An 11,833-nucleotide genomic window follows, 5' to 3' on the forward strand; every position below is an offset into this window, starting at 1 on the left:
TCTCACTCCTCTGGTTCATTCGGTGTCTCCGTCACTGGCTGGCGTTTCACGATTGATTCCACCACGACCATCTGTCCTTTGATCTGGTAGCCGGACACACTCTTTTCTATTTTATCATTATTTTCAAGAATTTGTACCCCTTTTTCCTCTAATTTTTCCCTATTCTCCTTTCTGGCCTCCTCTGCCAGGTCTGAAAGCTCCTGTTGGGTATACGCCCTTTCATAAGAAACCATCCGTTTTCCCTCTATGATCCCCAGATAAAGAGGCAGGTAATAATTGGAAAATAATTTTGCCTGCCGCTCTTCCATCTGATAATCCCACTCTTCTTTTTCCCCGGACGCCGGCATTAAAAATGTAAATGACAAGGGGCCGGCCTTCAGATACAGGCCCCTTCGTTTCTGTCCGGCAGGCGTACGCACCGTTCTCACAAGGGGCAGCTTCTTTTCATATTCTTCTGTTGTCTCTGCCTCTATATCCGCATCCGCACGAACCAGATGGGACGTAATTTCCGCCCCGTCATCCCCTATGACCGGGATCCGCCCGCTGACCAGAAGCTGGCCCGCCTCCACCGTATCTCCCACTTCCACCTGAGGCACCCCCTCCCGAACCACCATGGAACGGATGGTGCCGCTTTTTGCGGCCACCAGATCACAGGGGCTCTGGTCGGTCTGGGGCACATGGGAAAGAACCTCATTTTCCCGGATCCTTACAAAGAGCCGGGTGCCGGTGATGCTGACAGACACCCAGGTCACCTCAGGAAGGTCCGTCCGAAGAAAGGCTTCCAATTCCCCGCAGTCTATCTTTCCCTTCAAAATACCGCAGCGGATTTCCTGTTTTTCCAGCGAAACCCTCAGATTGTCATCCGTGTACCGGTAATTCCCCTCAAACTCAATATCCCAGATAAAGAGCGTCATCGTATAGAGCAGAAGAAAAAAGGCTCCAAGGCCGGCGGCCCAGTACCAGCGTTTTTTGTTTCTGTAAATAAAAAAAGGCAGGCCGAACCGTCCCGTGATCCGAAAATGAACGCCGGATTTTTTGACCAGAGGCTTTACCCGGCGCACATCCTTTAAGGGCATAAATGCCGCATATTCCCCATTTTTACCGCAGAGGATTCCCCAGATCGTAAGGCCCCTGGCATTGCACAGGTTTAAAAAGCGCTCCGGCGAGCCGCCTCTTAAGCAGATTCGGACATACCCATTGATGCTGCGAAACAGCCATTCAAGCAACGGCTCTCCCTCCTTTTTTATGGAACCGGTTCAAATTCCAGGGAATGGATGTGGCCGCAGATCCCCATGGAGTCCTGATTGTAGTACCGGATTCCCAGATTCTGGCCATGAAGCGCCAGCCGGCAGGTTTTTGCCTGGATCCGCACCAGAGTATCTGTATACATAAGGATGCTCCTGTAATTTTCAATGCACACCTCATGAAAGCCTGTAAAACGAACCAGAACGTCCCCTAAAAGCACATCCTTTGGAAGGCCCATGGCCTCCACCGCCATCCGCTTTTTCTCCTCCTTCATCCGCCCCGCCTCCCCCGGCTTTTCATCGAACGTTATCATTATATGACGGTTTTTTCCCGAAAATGCCTCTGTCAGAGGGGATGCATTTTAAAAGGCCTTCTGACACACCTCCTATCCCTTTTGCATACACTGTAATGAAATATCATCCGAGAGGTACCCATGAATAAGGATCCTTTTTATCCGTACCCTGACACTTTGGTAAGCGCAGCCGAGACCGGTCAGGAAAATGTGCCTGTTGCCCCTCTGCCCAATGCAGGCGAAGGCGGCCCGGTCTATGACGGCTCATCTGACGAGAACAATGCCGCAGGGGAGCCGGTAATCCCCCTTCCCAATCCCGGTGAAGGCGGCCCGGTCTACGAAGGCCCCGGCTGGAGCGGGCCAAACTGGGATGGAAACGGGGGAGGAAATTTCCGTCCCAACTACCATCCGCCTGTATTCAGACCCATTTTCCCGTCCTTCGGCTCTGCGATCACCGTGGTTCCGGGAATCAGCTTCCCCTGTTACAACTGCACCATGACAGGCAATTACGGCCGGGTGCGCGTGCTCAACGCCTCCACAGGCTATCAGCCTTTTAACGTGGCCCTGGGCGGCTGGATGATCGCCAGCCAGCTTGGGAATGGAGACATCACCAGCTATATCCAGGCTGCTGCCGGCTCCCGGACCATGACCGTATCCGGTGCCAATGGCTATATCTATATTCAGAAATCCATCACCATCCGGCCGGGTGCTTCCTCCACGGTAGCCATCATCAACACCCCTTCCGGCCTGGATCTGATGGAGATCTCTGACGTCTCCTGCAGCGCCCCCTCCGGCTCCGCCTGCTTAAGAACCTGCAACCTGTCCTTAAACCTTGGCCCCTTTGACGTAACACTGGAAAACAGCAGCGGATCCTACACGCCGTTTACCAATGTGGGGTATAAAAATGTGACCTCCTATGCCACCCTTTATCCCAACTGGTATCAGATCTATGTCTCCCGCACCGGCTCCATGAGCGGAAACGCTGTGGCCGCCGCCTCTGCCACGCTGGATCCCAATGTTTCCTATACCCTCTACCTGTTTAACGCGCCTACGGCCACAGAAGGACTGCGGGCTATGATCGTCTCTAATTAGCCTGCGTCCCTCATAAAAACACCTTCCCTCCCGCACACGTTTTGTGCAGAAGGGAAGGCATTTTTACTCACTCTGTCCCACTCTCTGAATATGGATCGCCAGAAACCCCACCTCTTCTCTGGCAATCGGCTGATTTAATTCCTGTTCCAGAAATCCGCAGATTTGTTCCGCTATGGCATAGGTCTTTGGGAAATGAGATCTGGCGTAATCATCCATGTCCAGATTTACCCGCTCGCCCTTTCTCGTTCGGGCCAGCATATACCGGATATGACTTAAAAGCCGGTTATACCCCAGAGACTCTTTTTCCAGCATTTTTTCCATTCTCTCCTCGATCATATGGACCGCATCCTGTACCAGTCGGGCCAGATTCATGGCATCCGCCACATTCTCATCCGACATTCCGGAATGAATATGAAGGGTAATGTAGCCAATTTCATCCTCGGACAGCCGGATTTTGGTCATCCGCTCCAGCAGCCCGGCCCCTTCCTTTGCAGCCAGGTATTCCTTCTCAAACAAAGCCTTAATATCCTGGTGGAAGGGATTGGGAAATTCTCTGTTTTCCCTGGCTCTGCGGACTGCCAGCGCAATATGATCGGCCATGGGAAGCAAAATCCCGTGATCCAGCTTTCCCAGCATCTTTTCCGCCTGGTCAATGATCCCGGCAGCAGCTTCAATAAATACCGGCTCCATACTGTTGACCTGCTGTAAAGCGGATGTCTCCCTGGCAATCATGGCATATTCCTTTAAATCCGGCTGTTTCCACTCCCTGACCCGTTCGCCCGGCCGTCTTCCAAATCCCACGCCCTTTCCCATCAGGATCAGTTCCCGCCCATTTTCCTCCCCATAGACCAGGACACAGTTATTTCCTATCACTTTTATAATCCGATACATAAAATCCCCCCGCAGGTGTCAGAATTTCGTTTTTACCATTATACACGATAAGCAGAAAAACTTCTACCTGTGAAGGGATTTTATTCGATTCTCATCTGTCTCTCAGGCCGCTACTGCTCTTCGTACCAGCCAATTTCATCCAGAGCCTTCACCTGGCCCGTCTGTTCCATATGGACCTCCTGGCCTTCCTTTAATCCCGTAAACACGGCCATGCAGGCATCCGATGCCGCATGATCCCTGATATACTGCAGATCAAACTTCATCAGCCGGTCTCCCTTTCTCACTCTCTGGCCGTCCTTAACAAATACTTCAAAGCCTTGTCCATCCAGCTTTACCGTATCCACGCCGATATGCAGCAGAAATTCCGTTCCATCATCTGTCTTAAGACCCAAAGCGTGTTTTGACGGGAATACAAACATGACCTCTCCGTCCTCAGGAGCCACTGCCTCTCCATCCTCCGGGAATACCACATAGCCGTCTCCCATCATCTTGCTGGAAAAAGCCTCATCCGGCGCTTCTGTGATGGAGGCTGCGCGGCCGTTAAAGGGAGAGCAGAGAATATGGCGCTTCTGTCCTGAACGCTCTTTTCCAGGCTCCTTAGAAACTTCTGCCGCCGGTTCCATGGTTTCGGTTTCTTCTGTCTCCTGATCCTGTTCCAGATACGCCTCCAGGTTTGCCTTAATCACCGTAACGTTTGGCCCGTAGATCACCTGGACGCCCTGCCCCTTTTTGATCACGCCTACGGCCCCGGTGGCCTTTAACAGCTTTTCATCCACCAGCTCCGCCTGGTCAACCGAGCATCTTAAGCGGGTCGCGCAGCAGTCCACAGAAGTAATGTTTTTCTTTCCTCCAAGGCCCCTTGCAATAGCGGCGCTTTGCTCATCCTGGCCCGCCTTATGTCCTTTTGTATTCTCATCCTGGCCGCCGGAACGCTTTGCAGTTACATCCGCCTTTGTATACAGCCTTGTTTCCTCATCGTCATCCTCCCGTCCCGGTGTTTTTAAATCAAACCTGCGGATCAGAAAACTGAAAATGAAATAATACAGGAAGAAATACACGATTCCCACCGGAATCAGCCGCATCCAGCTGGTCTTTGCATTTCCCTGAAGGATTCCAAAGATGAACAGATCCAAAAGACCGCCGGAAAAGGTCAGGCCTACGGCAATATTTAACATATGGGCGATCATATAAGCCGCTCCGGCCAGAATCACCTGAACCGCAAACAGCATAGGTGCCACAAACAGGAAGGAAAATTCAATCGGCTCTGTTATACCTGTCAGCATACAGGTTAAGGCCGCTGACAAAAGCAGGCCTCCCGCCGCCTTCTTCTTTTCCGGTTTTGCACAGCGGTACATCGCCAGCGCCGCTCCCGGAAGACCGAAGATCATGAAGATAAATTCCCCGGAGAAATATCGGGTGGCATCCGCGCTGAAATGAACCACATCCGGAGAAGCCAGCTGTGCAAAGAAGATATTCTGTCCGCCCTGGATCAGATTTCCGTCTACCATCATCGTGCCGCCCACTCCCGTCTGCCAGAAGGGAAGGTAGAATACATGATGAAGCCCGAAAGGAATCAGTGCCCGCTTTACAATACCGAAAATCAGAGTTCCCAGATAACCGGTTCCCGTCACCAGTCCGCCCAGCGCAAAGATGCCATTCTGAACCGCAGGCCAGATAAAGTACATCAGGATCCCCACAAACACATAGACAATGGTAGAGATAATGGGCACAAACCGTGAGCCGCCAAAAAATGACAGCGCATTCGGCAGTACGATCTTATGATACCGGTTATGCAGAGCCGCGACCCCCAGTCCTACGATAATGCCGCCGAAGACGCCCATCTGCAGGGTCTGGATTCCGCAGACGCTGGCAATGCTTCCCTCCAGCACATCTGGGCTGATGGAGCCGTCCGCCAGGATCATACCTCCATTGGTAAGCACCGCATTGATGGAAGCGTGCATTACAAAAAAGGCGATCATGGCAGACAGGGCCGCAACCTCCTTTTCCGCTTTTGCCATTCCTATGGCAACGCCTACCGCAAATATAATCGGCAGGTTGTCAAAGATCACGTTTCCCGCCTTGCTGAGTACCACTAACAGGGAGTGAAGCAGCGTTCCGTCTCCCAGGATGCCCTGCAGGTCATAGGTAGCGATGGTGGTAGCATTGGTAAAGGAACTTCCGATGCCAAGCAAAAGCCCCGCTACCGGCAGGATGGCAATAGGAAGCATAAAGCTTCGTCCCACCCGCTGAAGTACACTGAAAATCTTGTCTTTCATAACTCTCCTTTCTCTTCCTGGTTCATGCACATTATCTGCAGATAAAGAAACACCTTCGTTATATCTTTCCCCGAAAACAAAAAAGGCATCAGCAAAAAGAAACATCGTCTCCAATGTTCATATTTTGCTAATGCCTGCATGACCAGTAACACACGTTATTTATATTTGAAATTAAATCCAGTATAAAAGATATTCGTGAACCTGTCAAGCCTTTTGCATACGTTTTTTCAGTTTCACTATACGCATAATGAGGCGCAGCTGCTTAATCATTCATCCCAGTTGTGGTACACCGCCTGCACGTCGTCATCCTCATCAAGCAGATCCAGGATACGATTCAGTTTCTTGATATCATCCTCAGCAGTAAGTTCTACCCAGGTCTGAGGGATCATGGTTACGTCGGCCTCCATCATTGGGATGTTCTGGGCCTCAAGGGCTTCGCGGACTGCGCTGAAATCATCAGGAGCAGTGATCACCTCATAGCTGTCCTCCTCCTCAGAGAAATCCTCAGCGCCTGCATCCAGAGCGATCATCATCAGCTCGTCAGGATCCATCCCACACTCTTCCTTATCAATTATGATCTGCCCCTTCTTATCAAACATATAGGATACGCTGCCGGGGGTTCCTACGTTGCCGCCGCCCTTTGTAAAAGCGCTTCTTACATTGGCTGCCGTACGGTTCTTATTATCAGTCAGTGTATCTACGATAATGGCAACGCCGCTGGGGCCGTAGCCTTCATAGGTCAGGGTTTCGTAATTTACGGAGTTGGCGTCTCCGGCCGCCTTCTTGATACCGCGGTCAATGGTATCGTTAGGCATATTGTTGGCCTTTGCCTTCGCAATCACGTCCCGAAGCTTGCTGTTGTTGGCAGGATCAGGACCGCCCTCCTTTACAGCAACTGCAATCTCACGGCCGATAACTGTAAAGATCTTTCCCTTCGCAGCGTCATTGCGCTCCTTTTTATGCTTAATGTTGGCAAATTTTGAATGTCCTGACATTGGTAAAACACCCTTTCTTTTATCTTCTTTTTCGGTACTGTGACGCCCTTATTCTAAGAGGCGCCATGCGGTAAATGCTTTACCGCTGCATCTTTTCTATCCTATCACGATTTTTTTCATCTTGCAAGCAAAATATCCTCCTTTACCGGTGGCGCACCTCTACAATACAGCAGCTTTTTGCCTTCTCCTCCAGAAAACGATCCATATTTTCCATGTTTTTCTGATCCAGATTGGCATCCCATTCATCCAGAAGAAACAGCTTCACCGGGGCATATGCAAAGGTCTCCCTCAGGTGAGACAGCGCCTCCTGGCCTGTGGAGCAGCTTTCCTTCAGAGAATCCTTAAAGAACTCCTCTGCATAAGGAGAAAAATAGCAGGCTCTGTTCCCGAAATGGGCCTTCAGCCCCATCAGAAGGGTAGATTTTCCGGCTCCGTTCGCACCCCGGACGGTAATCCTTCCAGGAACCTCCCATTTTTCCCATTGAAATGCCTCTTTCAGAGAGTTAAACCGTTTTTCTCTCCTGCCCTCATACAGAACAATCTCAGAAAAACGAATGTATTCCAGACAAAAGGGCAGCTTTCCTGGGGCAAGAACCGCCTGGTCAATTCCATGGATCCTGGCCCGAATACCGTTCCAGTTCATGGCGCAGCTGATAAGGGAATTAAGATACTGCAGTGTATTGATCTGCCTGGGTATGGTCAGCACCAGGGCCGCCATTTCCCCGCCGCTACAGGACAAAAGAAGCCAGATTAACAGGCCGAATACCGGAGCAGAACTCACCATCATGGCAAGACCGGATGCCATGCAGAATACCCGCAGCTTCTTTACCCCGGCGTCCGAGGCCTGTTCTGTCATGTCCTGCATCTGCCGGTTCCACAGCTCCTGATGATAGGTATTTCCCAAAAGCAAGGATATAATTTCCCTGCGTCCTGTATTTGGCCCTGAGAAGGAACCGGTCATAGCCATATTTCGGCACAAAAACAGCCAGCAAAACAGCCATAAAAACCAGAACCCAGAACACGGCCGTTCCAGGTTCTCCCACGGACTTCCCGATTTGGATCATCACCCAGGTAGATGCCGCCACCATCCCCTGCTCTGCAAAGCAGAACAGGAGGCAGAGGGCAGAATCTGTATGTATAAAATGTTTCATGCCTGCTGGTACCCCTTTATTGTCCGATGTAATCAGTAACCGTAAAAGATCTGTGCGATAGGCGACGTCTTATCCAGGATCAGGGTATTGTTCCCGCTCTTTAAAGAGGTCTTGGCTGCATCCAGGGAGCGGACAAAGTTATAGAAATCCGCCTTGCTGGCATCGTTGTAGGCCCCGGATAAGATCTGCATATACTGGGCTTCTCCCTCCGCGCGGATCCGCTCTGCTTCAGCAGCCGCCTTGGACTTCATCACAGATACCTCTTTTGTCGTGTCATTTTTAATCTTCTGGGCCGAGGAATTTCCCTGAGCCGTATAGGAGGCCGCAATATTGTTGCGCTCAGAGATCATCCGGTCATAGACGGACTGCTTGTTGTCATCCGGCATATCCAGAGACTTTGTCTCCACTGCCATCACACGGATCCCATAGCCGTCTAAGGAATCCCCGATATTGGAACGTATATCAAGCGCCAGCTTTCCATCCCGGTTTTCTATGATCTCCGCCTGATCCATATTGGAAATTACAGACTTCATGGAGGAGAAAACGGACGCAGAAATCCGGGACTGCGCCTGAGCGATCTGACCGTTTAAATGTCTTGTAAACAGCACGGGGTCTGAAATCTCCCACAGCACGAACGCATCTGCGATCATGGTCTTTTTATCCTTTGTGATCACATCGGACTGCGGGATATCGTAGATCTGAAGAGCCCTGGGGATCGATGTCCCTGTCTGAAGAAAGGGAATCTTAAAACTGACTCCCGGCGTCTCCACCACCCGGACGATCTCTCCAAACTGACGGATCATCTTATATTCGTTGGGATAGGTCACTACAAGAGAAGCGCCTAACAGGATCACGGACGCAGCAGCTCCCAGACACGCTGTCAAATTTCTTTTTTTCATTGTGCCACCTCCTTGGAGCTGCCGGAACCATCCCCCTGTTTCTCCTGCTCCATGGCAGCCGCAAAGCTGTCCAGGGGAAGCAGCTTCTGAGTTCCGTTTTCATCTACGATATAGACCTTCATCTGAGGCAGCAGCTCCTCCATGGTCTCATAGAACATACGCTGTCTGGTAATCAGAGGATACTTGGTATATTCCGCATACATCTGCTCAAAACGGGATACCTGGCCCTGAGCCTCATTGATCCTGGCCTCTCGTTCCGCTTCCGCATCCTTTATGATCTGATCGCACTCCGCTTCAGCCTGAGGGATCTTCTCATTTCGGTCCTTATTGGCATTGTTGATAGCCGTCTCCTTGCCCTGCTTGGCGTTTTCCACGTTCTTAAAGGCGTTTAACACCTCTGTGGTAGGAGGAAACGCATCCTGGATGGTGATATTTACCACCGACAGTCCGATGTCCTCCTCCATCATCCGGTTCGTCAGTTTTTCCTTGATCTCCGACTGGATTTCTGATTTTCCGGTAGTAATTACGTCATCCACGCTGTGGGTTCCCACCGTATCCCTGATATAGGACTGGGCCAGCATCTTAAGGGTATTAACAGGATCCGATGAAGCGTACAGATACTTCACCGGATCATTTACCATATATTCCAGATAAAAATCCGTATTCACAAAGTTAAAATCCTTTGTAATCATAATCGACTCTGCCTCATCGCTCTCCCCTGTGCCGGGGTCATAGCCGATGGGCATTCCCTTGATCCCCTTGGAAACCTTGCGGACGCTCTGGATAAATGGAATTTTTAAATGAAGCCCTGCCTGGGATACTGCCTGGGCACTTCCCAGGGTCGTTACGACCGCGTAATTCTCCTCATCCAGAATGTAGTAGCAGTTTGACGCCAAAACCACCAGCACTGCCGCAGCAAGCACCGCCTTTTTTCCCTTTCCAAAAAACCTTTTTTTCTTCCTTCTGACCGGATTTCCCTCCGAATCAAAGCGCTCCGGCCCCGGATCCTCCTCCTGTTTCTTTGCGCTTTCAGCCGTTTTTTTCTGCCTATTCAGCCATCGGCTTAACTCCTTAAAGTTTGGATTCTTCCCCAACGGGTTTTGTCTCATGCAACCTCCTCCTTATCTGCTTGTGACAAGCCGCCTGTTTACCCCCCTGTTAAACAGAATTATAGCAGACAACCACCTGTCTTTCAACGGAAATGATTGCAGATTACCCTTCCGACGTAAGATTTCTCAGCCATTTCTTCTGACGGTACCGCCAGTATCCCAGAACCATCTTATAGACCTCTTCAAACAGCACCAGCGCATAGACCAGATAAATGGGAAGTTTCCACACAAGAGCACCCAAAAAGGCCAGCGGCACACCAAACAGCCATACGCCGCTGGTATCCAGAAACAGGCACATCTTCGTATCGCCGCCGCTTCTTAGGACGCCCACCACATTTACATAATTAAACATTTTTGCGGGCATATAAAGGGCAAACACCAGAAGGCACAGATTTATATCCATCGCTACCTCCGGCGTAATGGTATAGATTCCGATGATCTTCCACCTCCCTGCTACCATCAGGAGATCCGCAGCCATGGTTACCATAAACTGTAAAATAAAAAACTGGGTAGCATATTTTTCCGCCCGCTTAAGCTTTCCTGCGCCAAGCTCATTTCCAAGGATTACAGCTGTTGCGGCGCTGAGCCCCTGGAAGAGGACGACAAAGATATCCTGAATGGTGGTTGCGATGGTGATAGCCGCCACGGCGTCATCTCCCATACGGCCATAAGCCAGGGAATATAACGTCGTTCCCAGACCCCACATAAATTCATTTGCGATCACAGGGGCAGAGGTTCCAAGAAAGCGCCGGATAAAGTCTCCTTTCCAGCCAAAAAGCCCCTTAAAGCCGCAGGCCAGCGGAAGCCTCTTTCCATATACATACAAAAGAATCAGGCTTACCTCGATGCATCTGGCGATGAGGGTCGCACAGGCCGCTCCTGCTACCCCCATTTCAGGCGCGCCGAATTTGCCAAAGATCAGCACATAATTTAAGGCCACATTGACAGCAATGGCGATACAGCTGCAGGCCACAGGGTAAACCACCCGGTTCACTGCCCGCAGCATGGCAACATACACATTTGTCAACGCGATAAAAGGGTAGGTCAGCACCGCTATGCGAAGATACTTTACCCCCAGCTCTATACTGCTTTCACTGGTAGTAAAAATCCGCATCACATGATGGGGCCACAAAAAGCCCGGCAGCACAAAAACAAAAGCCCCTGCGGCCGCCAGAAGAACCGACAGGCCAAGGACCTTTCGTATACTCTTTACATCGCCGTTCCCCCAGAACTGGGCTGCCAGGATACCCGCTCCGCTGACAATTCCAAAGACCAGCAGATTGAATACAAAAAAGTATTTATTTGCCAGTCCCACGGCGGCGATAGCGCTGGATCCCAACCCTCCGATCATCAGAGTATCCACCATATTTACTACTGTATTTAACATCCCCTGGAGGGCCACCGGGCAGGCAATCATCAGTGCCTTCTTTAAAAAACGCCTGTCGCGAAGCATCTCCTTCGTACAGGTGATCAGTTGTCTCATGTTTCTTTTCCATCCCTTCTTCTTACCGTTTCCTGCCGCGTCAGCTCCAGGCTTATCATCAAGGCTTCATTGACCCGGCGCAGCACTTCTCCGTCGATATGGCAGATCTTATCTCGAAGCCGCTGCTTATCAATGGTGCGCACCTGCTCCAGTAGGATCACCGAGTCTCTGGACAGGTTCCATTTCCCTGCGTCCAGTTCTACATGAGTAGGAAGCTTTGCCTTATTCATCCGGGAGGTGATGGCAGCGCAGATCACTGTAGGGCTGTGGCGGTTGCCTACGTCATTTTGAATGACCAGCACCGGGCGTACGCCTCCCTGTTCAGATCCCACGACCGGACGCAGATCTGCATAGTAGATATCTCCCCGTCTGATGACCAAAGCCCCTTCCTCCCGCTTCT

General features: G+C 50.9%; 11 protein-coding genes. 1 reads left to right on the forward strand and 10 read right to left on the reverse strand.

Annotated features, from left to right (window positions below):
• Window positions 1–2 precede the first annotated feature (2 nt).
• Together HW447_RS01740 and HW447_RS01745 are read right to left on the reverse strand one after the other, a co-directional pair.
• Complete coding sequence (locus HW447_RS01740; RefSeq protein ID WP_176253587.1) at window positions 3–1,226, reverse strand: sporulation protein YqfD; 1,224 nt, start codon at window positions 1,224–1,226, stop codon at window positions 3–5.
• 17 nt (window positions 1,227–1,243) lie between these two features.
• Complete coding sequence (locus HW447_RS01745) at window positions 1,244–1,519, reverse strand: YabP/YqfC family sporulation protein (protein WP_176253588.1); 276 nt, start codon at window positions 1,517–1,519, stop codon at window positions 1,244–1,246.
• A gap of 159 nt (window positions 1,520–1,678) precedes the next feature.
• Here HW447_RS01745 and HW447_RS01750 point away from each other — a divergent pair, with 159 nt between their 5' ends.
• Entirely contained in the window at window positions 1,679–2,629 is a 951-nt protein-coding gene (locus tag HW447_RS01750; protein WP_176253589.1) for a DUF4397 domain-containing protein, read from the forward strand.
• A gap of 63 nt (window positions 2,630–2,692) precedes the next feature.
• Here HW447_RS01750 and HW447_RS01755 read toward each other — a convergent pair whose 3' ends face one another.
• The 8 genes from HW447_RS01755 to HW447_RS01790 all read right to left on the reverse strand — a co-directional run bounded on the left by HW447_RS01755 (window position 2,693) and on the right by HW447_RS01790 (window position 11,813).
• Entirely contained in the window at window positions 2,693–3,520 is an 828-nt protein-coding gene (locus tag HW447_RS01755) for a PRD domain-containing protein (RefSeq protein WP_176253590.1), read from the reverse strand.
• Between the two features lie 110 nt (window positions 3,521–3,630).
• Window positions 3,631–5,796, reverse strand: coding sequence for a PTS transporter subunit IIABC (locus HW447_RS01760; protein WP_176253591.1), 2,166 nt, complete (start codon window positions 5,794–5,796; stop codon window positions 3,631–3,633).
• A 266-nt stretch (window positions 5,797–6,062) separates the two neighbouring features.
• The gene (locus HW447_RS01765; protein ID WP_176253592.1) at window positions 6,063–6,791 is read right to left on the reverse strand and encodes a YebC/PmpR family DNA-binding transcriptional regulator; all 729 of its coding nucleotides are present in this window, start codon (window positions 6,789–6,791) and stop codon (window positions 6,063–6,065) included.
• A gap of 142 nt (window positions 6,792–6,933) precedes the next feature.
• A complete protein-coding gene (locus HW447_RS01770; RefSeq protein WP_176253593.1) occupies window positions 6,934–7,701 on the reverse strand; it encodes an ATP-binding cassette domain-containing protein in 768 nt (255 codons plus the stop codon).
• A 273-nt stretch (window positions 7,702–7,974) separates the two neighbouring features.
• Complete coding sequence (gene hflC, locus HW447_RS01775) at window positions 7,975–8,841, reverse strand: protease modulator HflC (RefSeq protein ID WP_176253594.1); 867 nt, start codon at window positions 8,839–8,841, stop codon at window positions 7,975–7,977.
• The gene (hflK, locus tag HW447_RS01780) at window positions 8,838–9,950 is read right to left on the reverse strand and encodes an FtsH protease activity modulator HflK (protein WP_176253595.1); all 1,113 of its coding nucleotides are present in this window, start codon (window positions 9,948–9,950) and stop codon (window positions 8,838–8,840) included. The genes hflC and hflK overlap by 4 nt, the downstream gene beginning before the upstream one ends.
• A gap of 103 nt (window positions 9,951–10,053) precedes the next feature.
• On the reverse strand, window positions 10,054–11,433 hold the full coding sequence (locus tag HW447_RS01785) for an MATE family efflux transporter (protein ID WP_176253596.1): 1,380 nt from the start codon (window positions 11,431–11,433) through the stop codon (window positions 10,054–10,056).
• Window positions 11,430–11,813, reverse strand: a complete 384-nt coding sequence (locus HW447_RS01790) for a type II toxin-antitoxin system PemK/MazF family toxin (RefSeq protein ID WP_176253597.1) — start codon at window positions 11,811–11,813, stop codon at window positions 11,430–11,432. The genes HW447_RS01785 and HW447_RS01790 overlap by 4 nt, the downstream gene beginning before the upstream one ends.
• Window positions 11,814–11,833 lie beyond the last annotated feature (20 nt).

Origin of the sequence: Enterocloster alcoholdehydrogenati, assembly GCF_013282095.1 — a bacterium.
Lineage (GTDB): Bacteria > Bacillota > Clostridia > Lachnospirales > Lachnospiraceae > Enterocloster > Enterocloster alcoholdehydrogenati.